At 67.3% G+C, this 14,500-nt stretch carries 16 protein-coding genes; 11 read left to right on the top strand and 5 right to left on the bottom strand.

What is annotated here, in order from left to right; translation table 11 throughout:
- Positions 1-81: 81 nt before the first annotated feature.
- The 3 genes from mscL to INF26_RS05840 all read right to left on the bottom strand — a co-directional run bounded on the left by mscL (position 82) and on the right by INF26_RS05840 (position 2,660).
- Positions 82-570 (bottom strand): large conductance mechanosensitive channel protein MscL, encoded by a 489-nt coding sequence (gene mscL / locus INF26_RS05850; protein ID WP_193529851.1) that lies wholly within the window; start codon positions 568-570, stop codon positions 82-84.
- 77 nt (positions 571-647) lie between these two features.
- Positions 648-1,121, bottom strand: coding sequence for a D-aminoacyl-tRNA deacylase (gene dtd / locus INF26_RS05845; RefSeq protein WP_193529850.1), 474 nt, complete (start codon positions 1,119-1,121; stop codon positions 648-650).
- A 3-nt stretch (positions 1,122-1,124) separates the two neighbouring features.
- Positions 1,125-2,660, bottom strand: coding sequence for a carboxypeptidase M32 (locus INF26_RS05840; protein WP_193529849.1), 1,536 nt, complete (start codon positions 2,658-2,660; stop codon positions 1,125-1,127).
- A gap of 165 nt (positions 2,661-2,825) precedes the next feature.
- Between INF26_RS05840 and INF26_RS05835 the strand changes: the two genes are divergently transcribed.
- The 4 genes from INF26_RS05835 to INF26_RS05820 all read left to right on the top strand — a co-directional run bounded on the left by INF26_RS05835 (position 2,826) and on the right by INF26_RS05820 (position 7,571).
- Positions 2,826-3,773 (top strand): ROK family protein, encoded by a 948-nt coding sequence (locus INF26_RS05835; RefSeq protein ID WP_193529847.1) that lies wholly within the window; start codon positions 2,826-2,828, stop codon positions 3,771-3,773.
- A gap of 380 nt (positions 3,774-4,153) precedes the next feature.
- Entirely contained in the window at positions 4,154-5,659 is a 1,506-nt protein-coding gene (locus INF26_RS05830) for a PTS fructose transporter subunit IIC (protein WP_193529845.1), read from the top strand.
- 81 nt (positions 5,660-5,740) lie between these two features.
- Positions 5,741-6,658: a 1-phosphofructokinase family hexose kinase gene (locus INF26_RS05825; RefSeq protein ID WP_193529843.1), complete on the top strand. Its 918-nt coding sequence runs from the start codon at positions 5,741-5,743 to the stop codon at positions 6,656-6,658.
- A 103-nt stretch (positions 6,659-6,761) separates the two neighbouring features.
- Entirely contained in the window at positions 6,762-7,571 is an 810-nt protein-coding gene (locus INF26_RS05820) for a DeoR/GlpR family DNA-binding transcription regulator (RefSeq protein WP_193529841.1), read from the top strand.
- A gap of 77 nt (positions 7,572-7,648) precedes the next feature.
- On the opposite strand, the gene INF26_RS05815 is transcribed toward INF26_RS05820, so the two are convergent.
- Positions 7,649-8,500, bottom strand: a complete 852-nt coding sequence (locus tag INF26_RS05815) for a class II fructose-bisphosphate aldolase (RefSeq protein ID WP_193529839.1) — start codon at positions 8,498-8,500, stop codon at positions 7,649-7,651.
- 516 nt (positions 8,501-9,016) lie between these two features.
- Between INF26_RS05815 and INF26_RS05810 the strand changes: the two genes are divergently transcribed.
- Genes INF26_RS05810 through INF26_RS05800 form a run of 3 tightly spaced genes read left to right on the top strand, consistent with a single transcriptional unit; the run spans position 9,017 to position 11,542 of the window.
- A complete protein-coding gene (locus INF26_RS05810; protein WP_193529838.1) occupies positions 9,017-9,787 on the top strand; it encodes a DeoR/GlpR family DNA-binding transcription regulator in 771 nt (256 codons plus the stop codon).
- Between the two features lie 19 nt (positions 9,788-9,806).
- On the top strand, positions 9,807-10,622 hold the full coding sequence (locus INF26_RS05805; RefSeq protein ID WP_193529836.1) for an HAD family hydrolase: 816 nt from the start codon (positions 9,807-9,809) through the stop codon (positions 10,620-10,622).
- 32 nt (positions 10,623-10,654) lie between these two features.
- Positions 10,655-11,542 carry an aldose 1-epimerase family protein gene (locus tag INF26_RS05800; protein WP_193529834.1) on the top strand — a complete coding sequence of 296 codons (888 nt, stop codon included), beginning with the start codon at positions 10,655-10,657 and terminating at the stop codon, positions 11,540-11,542.
- A 170-nt stretch (positions 11,543-11,712) separates the two neighbouring features.
- On the opposite strand, the gene INF26_RS05795 is transcribed toward INF26_RS05800, so the two are convergent.
- On the bottom strand, positions 11,713-12,648 hold the full coding sequence (locus tag INF26_RS05795) for a 1-phosphofructokinase family hexose kinase (RefSeq protein WP_193529833.1): 936 nt from the start codon (positions 12,646-12,648) through the stop codon (positions 11,713-11,715).
- Between the two features lie 69 nt (positions 12,649-12,717).
- Between INF26_RS05795 and INF26_RS05790 the strand changes: the two genes are divergently transcribed.
- The 4 genes from INF26_RS05790 (at position 12,718) to agaV (ending at position 14,416) form a co-directional block, all read left to right on the top strand.
- The gene (locus INF26_RS05790) at positions 12,718-12,993 is read left to right on the top strand and encodes a hypothetical protein (RefSeq protein WP_193529831.1); all 276 of its coding nucleotides are present in this window, start codon (positions 12,718-12,720) and stop codon (positions 12,991-12,993) included.
- Between the two features lie 155 nt (positions 12,994-13,148).
- A complete protein-coding gene (locus tag INF26_RS05785; RefSeq protein ID WP_193529829.1) occupies positions 13,149-13,583 on the top strand; it encodes a PTS sugar transporter subunit IIA in 435 nt (144 codons plus the stop codon).
- Positions 13,583-13,867, top strand: coding sequence for a preprotein translocase subunit YajC (gene yajC, locus INF26_RS05780; RefSeq protein ID WP_193529827.1), 285 nt, complete (start codon positions 13,583-13,585; stop codon positions 13,865-13,867). The genes INF26_RS05785 and yajC overlap by 1 nt, the downstream gene beginning before the upstream one ends.
- A 66-nt stretch (positions 13,868-13,933) precedes the next feature.
- Entirely contained in the window at positions 13,934-14,416 is a 483-nt protein-coding gene (gene agaV, locus INF26_RS05775; protein ID WP_075577111.1) for a PTS N-acetylgalactosamine transporter subunit IIB, read from the top strand.
- Positions 14,417-14,500 lie beyond the last annotated feature (84 nt).

Genomic DNA, 14,500 nt, shown 5'->3' with positions numbered 1-14,500 from the left:
GCCACGTGTCGGCAGACGAGAAAGGCGCCGCCGGGCGAGAAACCCGGCGGCGCCTTTTGCGTGCAGGTGTTGAGGGAGGACCTAGGCGGTCTTGATCTCCGCGCCGCAGTGCGGGCAGCGCGTGGCGCCCTCCTTGACCTCCTCGAGGCAGAACGGGCAGTGCGGGGCGGCGGCCTCCTCGGCAGCCTCCTCCTCGGCGTCCTTCTTGGCGATGGCGTCCATCTTCTCACGCATGGTGTTGAGGCCCTTGACCATGCAGAAGACCACGAAGGCGATGATCAGGAAGTTGATCACGGCGCCGATGAACGCGCCGAGGTCGATGTACTCGGGGGCGGCGTCGGTGCCGGGGACCATCCACTTGAGGCCGGTGATGATGTTGTTGGCCTCGTCGGCGGCGCCGCCGGTGGCGGAGCTGGTGACGGCGGTGAGGAAGTGGATGCCGGGGGTGATGACGCTGGTCACGAGGGAGTTGACGATGGCGGTGAACGCGCCGCCGACGATGATGCCGACGGCCATGTCCATCACGTTGCCGCGGGCGATGAACTCCTTGAACTCATCGACGATCTTCATACGGGAACCTTTCTGTCTTGGATGCACAACCTGCTAAGAATAGCATCAGACAGAGGCTCTTCGCGATAATGAGACATTCAACCTCTGGATGAGCTCCAGCCCAGCTCGTCCGTGTCGAGCAGGACGGTGAAGGGGCCGTGGTTGACGAGGCTCACGCGCATCTCCGCGCCGAAGACGCCGCGCCCCACACGCCCTGCGCCCAGGTCCGCCTCGGCGAGCGCACAGAACCGCTCGTAGAGTCGTTCCGCGAGCTCGGGCCGGGCTGCCCCGGTGAACGACGGTCGGTTGCCCCGACGGGCGTCCGCGTAGAGCGTGAACTGGCTCACCACCAGGACGCCGCCGCCCGTGTCCGCGAGCGAGCGGTTGGTCTTGCCCTCGTCGTCCTCGCAGATGCGCAGCGCCGCGACCTTGCGCCACAGGCGCTCGACGAGCGCCTCGTCGTCCTCGGGCGCCACGCCGAGCAGTATGAGGTATCCCTCGCCGCAGCTGCCGACGACGGACCCGTCGACCTCCACCTGCGCCCGCTCGACCCGCTGGATGAGCGCTCGCATGCCCTACGCCCCCAGACGGTAGATCGCGGAGAACTTCTCGGTGAGGTAGTCCGTGTAGTACGCGGGCGAGAAGGGCTCGCCGCACGCGTCGCGGATGAGCTCGTCGGAGTCCTTCGAGCGGCCCCAGCGCCAGATCTTCTCGCCGAGCCAGGCGCGAATCGGGGCGAGGTCGCTGCGCGCGCACGCGCCCTCGAAGTCGACCCCGTCGGCGACCATGGCGGCCTTGAGCTGCGCGCCGTATGCCGAGCCGAGCGCGTACGTCGGGAAGTAGCCGAAGTCGCCGCAGGCCCAGTGGGTGTCCTGGAGCGCGCCGCGGGCGTGGTCGGGCACCTCGAGCCCGAGGTACGCGCGGTACTTCTCGGCCCAGAGGCGCGGGACGTCGGCCGCGTGCGCCTCCCCGGAGAGCAGCAGGCGCTCGATCTCGTAGCGGACGAGGATGTGCAGGGGGTAGGTGAGCTCGTCGGCCTCCGTGCGGATGAGGCCGGGCTCGGCGCAGTTCTCGGCGAGGTAGAGCTGGCGGGGCGTCACGCGGGAGAACCGCCCGGGGAAGCGCAGCTCGAGCGAGGCGAGCAGCGTGGGCGCGAAGGCCGCCGAGCGTCCCACGAGGTTCTCGAAGAAGCGCGACTGCGCCTCGTGCATGCCCATGGAGGTGCCGCCCCTGAGCGAGGTGAGGCGGTACGCCGGGTCGACGCCCTGCTCGTAGAGGGCGTGCCCGCCCTCGTGCAGCATGGAGAACGCGTTGGAGAGGACGTCGTCTCTGTGGGGGTGGCTCGCGATGAGGACGAACCCCGAGGAAGGCCCGCCGGTGAACGGGTGCTCGGTCTCGCCGAGCCAGAGCGCGTCCATGTCCAGGCCCTCGAGCTCCACGAGGTCACGCGCGAGCTCGCCCTGGCGGCGCACGTCGAAGGAGCCCTCCACGCACGCGCGGCCGGGCTTGTGCCGGCTCGCGACGCAGTCGGCGAGAAGGGGCACGACGCAGTCCTTGACCTGCGAGAAGAACCGGTCGTAGAAGGCGGCGTCGCAGCCGGGCTCGTACTCGTCGAGCCAGACGTCGTAGGGGTCGCGCGAGCCGTCCCTCGCGGCGGCCATGCTCAGGCGCGCCTCCACGATGCGGTCGAGGTAGGGGGCGAAGGCGTCCCAGTCGCCCGCGGCCTTCGCACGCCGCCAGACGTCCTCCGCCTCGCAGGTGAGACGGCTGAACGCGGCCTGCTCCTCGGCGGGTATGCGCACGAGGGCGTCGCGGTCGCGCGTGAGCACGCGGACCTGCGCGCGGCGCGTCTCGCTCAGGAGCTCGGGGACGTCCGCGAGGCGCGCGAGCATGTCGCCGACCTCCGGGTCGCAGAGCGTCTCCACACGGGCGCGCTCCAGCTCGGCCAGGGCCTCGCTCCGCTCGGCGGTCGCCTTGGGCGGGTCGATCACCGGCCCGAGCGAGCCGATCTCGTCCAGCGCGTAGCGAAGCGAGAAGAGCTTTCGCTCGAGCGCGTCCAGCGCGGCGAGGTCTGCCCTCGGGTTGGAGAGCGCGGCGTTTGTCTCGGCCATGGGTCCCCCTTTGCGTTCGGCTCCCACCAGTGTAGCCGTACGTCCCTCCGGCCGCCCGTCACCGAAGGCTCCGACCGGCCACGAGTTCGTCCGACCATCGTGGTGCGGCTCCCCGTATCATCGTTGGGGATGAGTAGGTGACGCGCCTGACGAAGGGGGACGCAAATGGACAAGGTACTGGGCATCGACGTCGGCGGAACGAGCATCAAGGTCGGCCTCTTCACGCCTGACGGCGAGCTGCTCGAGGAGCGGAAGATCCCCACGCCGGCGCTCGTTGACGACGACGCCTATGCGGTCGTGACCTCCGGCATCACGCGCGTCCTCGCCGCGCATGACGCCGCCCCGGCGGACGTCATCGCCTGCGGCCTGGACATCCCCGGGCCCGTCGCCGACGACGGCACGGTCGGCTTCCTGCCCAACATCCAGCTCGACCCCGAGGGTCTTGTCGGGGCGATCACGGCCACCTTCCCGCGCGCGACGGTCGCCTTCGTCAACGACGCCAACGCGGCGGCGCTCGGCGAGGTGTGGGGCGGCGCGGCGCGCGGCGTCCAGAGCTTCGTCCTCATCGCCCTGGGCACGGGCGTCGGCGGCGGCGTCGTCACAGGCGGCCGCCTGGTCGCGGGCGCCTTCGGTGCCGGCGGCGAGATCGGTCACATCACCGTCGAGCGGGACGAGCCGCTGACCTGCGGCTGCGGTCGTCACGGCTGCCTGGAGCAGTACGCCTCCGCCAAGGGCGTCGTCCGCCTCTACCTCGAGGAGTGCGAGCGCCGCGGCGTGACCCCCGTGAACGTCGAGCACGCCACGGACACCCTCTCTGTCTTCAAGGCCCTCGCGAACGGCGACGAGTGCGCCGGCATCGCCGTCGACAAGATGTGCGACTACCTGGCGCTCGCGCTGTCGCAGATCTCCTGCGTCATGGACCCGGAGCTCTACCTCATCGGCGGCGGCGTCGCGGGCGCCTTCGCGACCTTCGCGCCGCGCCTGCGCGAGCGCTTCCAGGAGCTCGCGCTGCCCACCTGCAAGGACGTGCGCATCGAGGCCGCCGGCCTCGGCAACCAGGCGGCCATGTACGGCTGCGCCTACGAGGCGCTGCGCCTGCGCGGGGAGGCGTAGCCCGGGCACGGCGTCCTTCTCGCCCCGCGCCGGGCCGACTGACGACTTTGGGCGCTCGCGGGTCCCCCGGACGGGCCGCGAGCGCCCTTTTCTGTCAGTTTCCGCCCTTATCCGGTCGCTGGCCCACCCCCATTGAGCCCTTTCGTTTTGCGCTGGTTCCAGAAAAGAGAAACCACCGGCGGGCGCGATGCGGCGGTAAGCGGTATACCTTCGTAAGAAACCGATTTTCTTTCTCTTTCTTTCGTTTTTCTTCGTTCTTTTGTTGCATAATCACCATATGTGATGTTCACGTGAAGATTGCAGCTTCGGACACGTGGGCGCCTCAGCGGAAGTGCGACGCCTCAGGGGGCGTCGAGAAGAGAGAAAGGGAAGGAGCGAGAATGGCAGAGAAGACCACCTATGACCTTCTGGCCGTGACGGGCTGCCCGACGGGCATCGCCCACACCTACATGGCCAAGGAGGCCCTGGAGAAGGCCGCCGCTGCCAAGGGCCTCACCATCAAGGTCGAGACCCAGGGCCAGGTCGGCGCGGAGAACGAGGTGACGCCCGCCGAGATCAAGGCGTGCAAGGCCGTCATCATCGCCGCCGACAAGGACGTCCAGCCCGAGCGCTTCGAGGGCAAGCCCCTCATCAGCGTCGGCGTGACGGCCGCCATCAAGGACCCGGAGGGCCTGATTGACAAGGCGCTCGCAGCCAAGGCCGAGGGCGAGCTCGCGGCCGAGGTCGCCAACGCCTCCGACGACGACGTCGTCGAGAAGGAGTCCATCGGCCACCAGATCTACCGCCACCTCATGAACGGCGTCAGCCACATGCTGGTCTTCGTCGTCGCCGGCGGCGTGCTCACGGCCCTGTCGTTCCTCTGGGGCATCACGTCCTACGACTCCACGGCCTCCGACTACAACTCCTTCGCCGCGATGCTCAAGATCATCGGCGGCATTGCCATGAACCTCATGGTGCCCGTGCTCTCGGCCTACATCGCCGAGTCCATCGGCAAGCGCCCGGGCCTCGTCCCTGGTTTCGTTGCTGGCATGATCTCCATCCAGGGCCTGCCCGTCAACGCTGAGACCGGCCTCATCGACGCCGGCGGCGCGGGCGTGGGCTTCGGCTTCCTCGGCGGCATCATCGGCGGCTTCCTCGCCGGCTACGTCATCGTGCTGCTCGAGAAGGTCTTCAGCGGGCTGCCCCAGAGCCTCAACGGCCTCAAGGCCATGTTCCTCTACCCGCTGTGCTCCACCTTCATCGTCGGCCTCATCATGCTCGGCATCTCCGGCCCCATGGCCGCGATCAACCAGGCGATGATGGACTTCCTGCAGGGCCTCTACAACGCCGGCCCGATCCCGCTGGGCCTGGCCATCGGCTGCATGTGCGCGTTTGACATGGGCGGCCCCGTCAACAAGGCCGCCTACACCACCGGCACCCTGCTGCTCACCGAGGCCATCGCCGCCGGCGTGGGCACCGAGGCCTACAACTTCGGCACCAACTTCATGGCTGCCGTCTCCGCCGCCTGCATCGTCCCGCCGCTGATCACCACCTTCGCGGTCATCGTGGGCAAGAAGTACTTCTCGCAGGAGGACCACGACGCCGGCCTGGTCAACTTCATCCTGGGCTGCACCCACATCACCGAGGGCGCCATCCCCTTCATGACCAAGAACATCTGGCCCGTCATGCCGATCATGATGCTCGGCTCCGCCATCGCGGCCATCCTGACGATCTTCCTGGGCGTCCACGACCCCGCCCCGCACGGCGGCTTCCTCGTGCTGCCCGTCGTCGACGGCGGTCTGCAGTGGGTGATCGCGATCCTCATCGGCGCGGTCATCGGCGGCATCCTGTTCGTGCTCTTCAAGAAGTACGACTACGACAAGAACGGCGGCAAGGTCGCCGAGTAGCTCCGAGCGAGCACTTGTCCGGGGGCCCGGCCGCGCGCCGGGCCCCTTCTGTCCATACGAGAAGAGCCGGGAGGAGCAGTCGTGATCTACACGCTCACCACCAACCCCGCGGTCGACATGAACGTCAACGCGGACACTCTCACCACCAAGAAGGTCAACCGCACGCGCGACGCCGTCTACACCCCCAACGGCAAGGGGCTGAACGTCTCCTTCACGCTGGGGCACTACGGCGTCGAGTCGGTGATCCTGGGCTTCTTCGGCGGCTTCTCCGGAGACTACATCGTCCGCGAGGCCGAGAAGCGCTGCCCGGTGCGCCCCGTCCTCATCGACGGCATCACCCGCGTCAACATCTTCGTGACCACGCCCGAGGGCGAGTACAAGTTCCCCAACGCAGGCGCCCCCGTGAGCCGCGAGAAGCAGCTCGAGATGCTGGAGCTGCTGCGCGGCCTGGACGACCTCGAGTGCCTCGTGGTCTCCGGCAGCCTCTCGCCCGAGATGGACGCCTCCTACTACGACGAGCTCATCGACGTGTGCCAGGAGAAGGGCGCGGAGTTCGTGCTCGACATCTCGCACCCGCACCTGGCCGACCTCGTCGAGCGTCACCCGCTGCTGATCAAGCCCAACGACGAGGAGGTCGCGGAGATCTTCGGCGTCGACGTCGCCGACGAGGGCGACATCCTCTCCGCGCTCGCCCACATCCACGAGCGGGGCGCGAAGAACATCCTGCTGACGCTCGGCGGCGAGGGCGCGTACTTCTCGAACGGCGAGCACGTCTGGCGCGCGAGCGCGGCCAAGGTGAAGGTGCTCTCCACCGCGTGCGCCGGCGACGCGACGCTGGCGAGCTTTCTCTCCGCGTGGCTCGGCGCCCGCGACGAGGTCGAGCCCGCCCTGGTGCGCGCGATGGCCACGGGCGGCAACGTCGCCATGTGCGCGGGACTGGGCGACTTTGCGCTCGTGGACGAGATCGCGCGCTCCATCGAGGTGACGCAGCTCTCGTAGCGCCGTCCGCCGACGGATTCTTTCGCTTTGCAAGAAAAGAAGGTTTCCGAAAGCCCCCTTTCCCTCGGATCGTCGTACGCTTTTCGGGGAAAGGGGGCTTTCCATGGCTCAGGAGAACCAGGGGCGCATGCTCGCCGTTGAGCGGCGTCAGCGCATCATCGAGATGCTCGAGAACCACTCGTCGGTGCTGATCGCCGACATCTGCAGGGAGTGCGGGGTCTCAGCGGTCACCGCCCGCGCCGACCTCGACTTCCTGGAGGGGGAGGGCCGGCTCAAGCGCACGCACGGCGGCGCGGTGCCCATCTCCGAGTACGTGGTCCCCCGCGTCTCCGAGCGCGTGCGGAAGAACGCCCGAGCCAAGCAGGCCATCGCGCGGCGCGCGGCGGAGCGCGTGAGCGACGGCGAGATGATCCTCGTGGGCAGCGGTTCCACGACGCTGGAGTTCGTCAAGGCGCTGCGCAGCAAGCACGACGTCACCGTCGTGAGCAACTCCTGCCACATCCTGGAGTACGCCGAGCAGTACCTTCCCGAGGTCGAGGTCATGTCCACCGGCGGCATGCTCGCGCGCAAGTACCGACACTACTATGGTCCGCTCGTGGGCGCGAGCCTGGCAGACATCTACCTCGACCAGGTGTTTCTCGGCGCCGACGGCTTCGAGCCGAGCTTCGGCTTCCTGGCCGAGTTCGACCAGACCGCCTACGCCAAGGTGGAGTTCCTCAAGCACGCGCGCACCAAGATAATCCTCATGGACTCGAGCAAGGTGGGTGCGGGGCGCTCCTTCCTGCGCTTCGCCAAGCCGGATGACGTTGACGTCGTGATCATGGAGCGCGACCCGGAGGGCATGGTCCTCGAGGCGTGCAACCAGGGCGAGCACGAGGTGCAGGTCATAGAGGCCCTGGCAGACGAGGCATAAGAGAAGGGGCGGCGCACCCAAAGGCACGCCGCCCCGCCAGGCGAGAAGACCGGTCTTCTCGCAACTCGATCCGTGACTTACGCGCGGCCCACGGAGCCGAGGTTGTTCATGCGGACCTTGACCAGCTCGGTGATCTCGGCCATGCCCGGCTTGGCCGGCTTCTTGGGATCGAAGGCGCCGGGGTTCTCTGCCATGTAGCCCATGAAGCCGCGCATGAAGGCCTGACGCAGCTCGGTGGCGTAGTTGACCTTGCAGATGCCGTTCTTGACGGCCTCGGCGACCTGCTCGTCGGGCACACCGGAGGTGCCGTGGAGCACGAGCGGCACGTCGACGGCGGCGCGGATGGCCTTCACGACGTCCTGCTCGATGTGCGGGGTCTCGGTGTAGACGCCGTGCGCGGTGCCGACGCCGATGGCGAGTGAGGTGCAGCCGGTGCGCTCGACGAACTCGCGCGCCTCCTCCGGGTCGGTGTAGGGGTTCTCGCCCTCGACGGCCGGGCCGTCGTCCTCCTTGCCGCCGACCTTGCCGAGCTCGGCCTCGACGGGCACGCCCATGGCGGCACCGACGCGGGCGACGGAGGCGGTGAGGGCGATGTTGTCCTCGAAGGTCTCGTGGGAGCCGTCGATCATGACGGAGGTGTAGCCCGTGCGCATGGCCTGCATGCAGCGGTCGAAGCCGTCGCCGTGGTCGAGGTGCAGGGCCACGGGCACGGTGGCGCGCTCGGCGGCGGCCTTGACCATGCCGTAGAAGTAGTCCAGGCCGGCGTACTTCACGGTGCCGGGCGTGGTCTGCATGATCACCGGGGACTTGGTCTCCTCGGCGGCCGCGAGGACGGCCATGACGAACTCGAGGCTCTCGATGTTGAAGGCGCCAACCGCGTAGTGGTTGGCCTGGGCGTCGAGAAGCATCTCCTTGGTGGTGACGAGCATCTAAAACTCCCTTCCTCAAAACCTGCTGATGGCGCCATTGTACGTTCGCGCGCGCATGGGGTGCGCCGTCGTGTGCCGCGGGCGGTCCGACAGGTGCGGCGGAAGGGAAAGCAAACGAAGGGCGTCGCGTCCGGGCCTGATTTCGGGTTTGGGTTCGAGCGTTGGCGACTCGCGCCGTCACGGACCGGCGCGCAAGCTCGCTAGCTGGGACTATCTAAAATGAAAGCAATGCGGGATCGCCGCCGTCCCGTTTTCCGAACCCAAACCCGAAAACGGTTTGGGTTCGATTTTCGGGACATCAGAACCGTCTGAATCACGCACGCGCCTCTGACCTCGTGGTTTGCAATCGGGACGGGTGCCGGACGGGCGATTTCGAACCCAAACCCGAAAACCGCCGCCCACATGGACTCTGACTTGCCAAAAAGAAAGCAAAAGCAATGTGTTAGATTGCTCTTAAAGAAAGTAAAGGAAACACATTTCGCACACAAACGCCGCGCGAGAAGGGCGGTCAGCACCATGTCCGACATGTCCTCGGAGGAGCGCCGTTCCGCGATACTCTCCATGCTCGACCGTGCCACGTCCGTGCAGGTCACCCAGCTCGCCGAGGCCTTCGGCGTCAGTCGTGTGACCGCCCGCGCCGATCTCGACGCCCTGGCGCGCGACGGCAAGCTCCGCCGCACGCACGGCGGTGCCGTCTCGCTCTCCAAGACCCTCACGGTCTCCGTCCAGGAGCGGCGCATAAACGTGAACGTCGAGGCCAAGCGCGCGATCGCCCGGCTCGCGGCACCCCTCGTGGAGGACGGCGACTCCGTGCTCGTGGACTCCGGGACCACGGCGCTCGAGTTCGTGCGCGCCATCTCCGGGCGCTCGGGCGTCACCATCGTGACCGACGACTTCACCATCGCGGACTACGTGGACCGCTCCGCCCCGTCGCTCGACGTCATCATGCTCGGCGGCAGCCTGCGCAAGGGTCACCGCTACACGGCGGGCCCGCTCGCGCTGCGCGCCCTCGAGGTGCTCCATCCCGACAAGGCGTTCGTCTCGCCGACCTCCTATGTCCCCGGACGCGGCCTCATGACCAACAACCAGGACATGGCCGAGCTCAAGCGGGCGTTTCTCACCTGCGCCGAGCGCACCTTCGTGCTCTTCGACTCCTCGAAGGTCGGAGCGCCGGGGCTTCTGTGGTTCGGTACGCTCGCCGATGCGGAGGCGCTCATCACCGACGCGGACCCCGGCCAGGCCGTCCGCGTCGACGGCGAGGAGCTGGGCTGCCGCATCATATACTAGAGACATGCAAGGAGGGCCCATGAAGGCAAAGCTCGTCCTCACCGACATAGACGGCACGATCCTCCCGCGCGGCGAGCGGGTCGTCTCGGCGCGCACGGTCGCGGCGTTCCACGCCGCGCTGGACGCCGGCCTGGTCGTTGGCCCCGCGAGCGGCCGCGGCTATGCGTGGGTCCCGGGCTTCTTCGGCGGGGACGCCGCCTGCTGCGCCACCGCGCTCGCAACCAACGGCATGCAGATCTACCTGCACGGCGAGAAGGTCATGGAGCAGACGCTCCCCGCCGCCGCGCTGGAGCGCGTGCGCGCCATCGCCGCGGAGACGCCCGCCGCAGGTCTCGTGTGCTTCGACGACTCGACGCCGCTGCTGGTGGCCGGGACGCGCGAGGACCTCACCCGCGCATTCCCCGTCTACGGCGAGAGGTGCGTCGAGCTGGGCCGTCTGCCGGACTTCGACGTGGTGAAGGCGAACGCCTTCTCGGGCGCCGACGAGGGCGCCATGGCGGAGCTGGTGGAACGGCTGAACGCGGAGGTGGTCGCCCTCGACGTGGACCGCGCGATGCCGACCTACTCCAACATCATGCCCCGCGGCTGGAACAAGGGGACGGCGGTCGCGTGGCTCGCGGAGCGCCTGGGGATCGGCCTGGACGAGGTCGTGGTCTTCGGCGACGCTGACAACGACCTGCCCATGTTCGAGGCGGTCCCCAACTCGGTGGCCGTCGCCGGCGCCACGCCCCGCGCTGCCACGACGGCGCGCTGGCACATCGGGGCGTGTGAGGACGATGCCGTCGCCTCGGCGATCGAGGCGCTTGCGGCGGGGGAGTGGCCGTTCTCCGTGTGAGGGGGGCGGGACAGAGAGAAACGGGAGGAACCATGAGCCAGACCTGCACGATCTCGACCGAGGCAATCAAGGTGGGCCTCACCAGCCTCGGCGGCACGCTTACGTCCGTCGCGGACGCGGAGGGGACGGAGTACCTCTGGCAGGGGGATGCGACCTACTGGGGCGGCCAGGCCCCGATCCTGTTCCCGATCTGCGGCAGCATCCGCGACGACCGCGCGCGCACCCAGGACGGCAGCGAGCTCGCCATGCCTCGCCACGGCCTGGTGCGCAAGCGCGAGTGGGAGCTCGAGCGCTCGGACGAGACCAGCGCGACCTTCGTCTTCGGAAGCGACGAGGAGACCCTCGCCGGCTATCCCTACCCCTTCACGCTGCGCAGCCGCTACGAGGTGAGCGGCCCCACGCTGACGGTCACCTACGAGGTCACCAACGACGGAGACCGCCCCATGCCCTTCCAGGTGGGCGGGCACCCCGGCTTCCGCTGCCCCTTCGTGGACGGCGACGCCTACGACGACTGCTATCTCGAGTTCGAGCGCGAGGAGACCTGCACCGCACCCGAGCCCGTCACGGAGACCGGCCTGATCGACATCGACGTCCGTCACCCCGTGCTCGAGGGCACCAACGTGATGCCGCTCGCGCACGAGCTCTTCCACAAGGACGCCCAGATCCTCGACGAGCTGGTGTCGCGTCGGGTGAGCCTGCGCTCGCGCAACAGCGAGAAAGGCGTGGAGCTCGCCTTCGGGGACTTCCCGTACCTCATCGTCTGGTCCTCGGCCAACGACGGCCCCTTCGTCGCGCTCGAGCCGTGGGTGGGCCTCTCCACCTGCAACGACGAGGACGACGTCTTCGAGCACAAGCGCAACATCCAGGTCGCCGAGCCCGGTAAGACGAAGTCCTACGCCTTCACGGTGACGGTTCTCTAGGCCGGGTCCCTCTCGTCTCCGGGTTAAGAACAGCGGCGCGTCCCCCTCGAAACGCTCGCTCGGAGGGGGACGCGCCGCTCTTTCTAACCAAAACGTCGCCGCGGACGGGGGCGTGCGCGAATAACTAACCCGCGCGGCGAGAAGGACTCCGGTGCTCGGGGGCCGTGCCGCTACGCGACCTTCTCAACCGACGTGCCGGCACGCAGCCCCTCGGCGACCTCCATGTCGAAGTGGCCGGTGCTCGCGGAGAGGCAGTTCGCGCTTGCGCAGCTCATGGCATAGGCGAGCTGGTCCTCGAGGGCCATGCCGCGTGCCATGGCCACCGCGAAGGCGCCCACCATCGTGTCGCCGGAGCCCACGGGGTTCACGACCTCGATCTTGGGCGCGCGGCCGCGGAAGACACCCTCGGCACAGGCCATGACCGCGCCGTCCCCGCCGAGCGAGACCACCACGCGCTCGATACCGCACTTCTCGTGCACCTCGCGCGCGGCGGCGATGATCTCGTCGAGGGACTCGGGCTTGCGGCCGAGGATGGCCTGGATCTCGTCGGTGTTGGGCTTGATCATGGTCGGACGGGCCTCGAGGCTGTTGACGAGCAGCGTGCCGGAGGTGTCGAGGATGGCCGGCTTGCCGGCGGCGCGGACCGCGCCCACGAGCTCGCGGTAGATGTTCGCGCCAGCGCCCGCGGGGACGCTGCCGTTGAAGGTGACGACGTCGGCGGCGGCCGCAATCTCGGCGACCTTCGCGCGCACGGCGGCGACCTCCTCGCCGCTCACGGGGCGGCCCGGCTCGAGGAACTCGGTGGAGCGCCCGTCGGGCTCGAGGACGTTTACGCAGCAGCGGGTCTCGCTCTTGATGTGCACGAAGTCGTGCTCGATGCCGTCGGCGTCGAGCAGCTCGCAGAGCAGGCGGCCGTTGTTGCCGCCGGCGAAGCCCGTGGCGACGACGCGCTCGCCGCAGGTGGCCACGGCGCGCGCGGCGTTCAGGCCCTTGCCGCCGGCGTTGTCTATGCAGTTCTCCACACGCATGACCGTGCCGTCGACGAGCGGGCATGCCAGCTGGTAGGCCTTGTCGATGGAGGTGTTGAGCGTGACGGTGGCGATCATGTACGTCTCCTTTGCTAGGGAAGGTGCTCCCTGCATCTTATCGCCTGAGGGCATGGGACGGGCTCAGGAATGGGCGAACTGGCACGAGGTTTCGATTGCTTGCGTTTTCTTGTGGGCCCTTCGGCGTCCCGGGAAAGGGGAGAGCTGGTCGAAAACAGGCGTTCGAACAAACCGCTGTTAATCAACTTGTGGCCTACACAAGGTACCCAGCAAAAAATACCAGTAGCTGAAAAAAATGAGGAGAAGAAACGCAAGGAGAACAAAGCGAAACGAGCGCAAAATGAGTCAGAAACAGCGAAATCTAATCCTAATCACATTGAAAAATACCAGCTAAATAGCATGTGATACCGTGAACGGTAGCGAAATACGGGTAAACGGCCCTTCTCGTCCATTTGCAGAAATAGTGGAGGGAAAGTGACGGAAGTCGGGTAAAGTGGGTTAGCAAGGCTTATGGTAGTAACCAGTTAACTGAGACAGCCTGAACAACAAAGGAGCGCGCAATGGTCGGATGCATCCTCACGGGTCACGGCATCTTCGCTGAGGGCGTTGGTGCAGCTCTCGAGATGGTGGGAGGCCCGCAGCAGGACTTCGCCGTCGTCACCTTCCTCGAGGAGGAGGCGGGCGAGTACCCCGCCAAGATCTCCGGCGCCATTGCGGAGATGGCCGAGAAGTGCGGCGAGGTCGTCGTGTTCTGCGACCTCATGGGCGGCACCCCGTTCAACCAGTCCATGATGGCCGGCGCCACCATCCCCGGCGTCCGCGTGGTCACGGGCGTCAACCTCCCGATGCTGCTCGAGTGCATGTCCCTGCGCACCGACTCCACCACCGCCGAGGAGATCTGCCAGACCGCCGTCGAGATCGGCCGCATGGGCATCGACGCCCCGGTCCTCGAGACCTCGGCCGCGGACGAGCCCGAGGACGGTGACGGTATCTAATGCCGGAGAACTTCCTCGACAACGTCCTGGCGTCCTCCGTCGTCCTTCTCGTCTTCCTCGTCCTCATGGGCGTGGTCTTCACCGTCTGGTCGTACGTGAAGATGCGCAAGAAGCGCCAGTACTTCGAGAAGGTGCACAAGGAGCTCGCGCCCGGGCAGGAGGTCATGTTCGGCGGCGGCATCTTCGGCACCGTCAAGGAGGTCGACGGTGACCGCGTGGCGGTGAAGGTCCGCTCCGGCGCCACCCTCGACGTCTCGCGCTACGCGATCCAGCAGATCGACTAGGGCAGTTCCGTGAGCGGGCCCTGCCCCTCACGTTTGAAGACTCGGCAGCAAGAGAAAGGGATAAAGATGGCAGAGCCCAACATTCTTCTCACCCGCATCGACAACCGTCTCATCCACGGTCAGGTTGCCACCCAGTGGAACTCCACGATCGGCGCCAACCTGATCCTCGTTGCCAACGACGAGGTCTCCACCAACACCATGCGTCAGAACCTCATGAAGATGGCCGCCCCCACCGGCGTCGCCACCAGGTTCTTCTCGCTCCAGCACACCATCGAGATCATCGGCAAGGCCTCGCCGAAGCAGAAGATCTTCATCATCTGTGAGAACCCTGAAGATGTGCTCACGCTCGTCAAGGGCGGCGTGCCCATCAAGAAGGTCAACATTGGCAACATGCACATGGCAGAGGGAAAGCGGCAGGTCGCCACTTCGGTCGCAGTGAGCGACGAGGATGTCGCCGCCTTCCGCGAGCTTCAGGAGAGGGGGGTCGAGCTGGAGATCAGGCGTGTCCCGAGCACGCCGGTCGAGGACGTCAACAAGCTTTTCTCGTAAGCGACCACAGGGTTCTTGGTGCGCGACAGCCAGTCGCGCACGATAGGGAAGTCTTACCTAAGACACACGAAAGGAGGGACACAG

Origin of the sequence: Thermophilibacter gallinarum (assembly GCF_014982725.1) — a bacterium.
Classification (GTDB): domain Bacteria; phylum Actinomycetota; class Coriobacteriia; order Coriobacteriales; family Atopobiaceae; genus Thermophilibacter; species Thermophilibacter gallinarum.
This window is presented reverse-complemented; position numbering and strand designations above follow the sequence as displayed.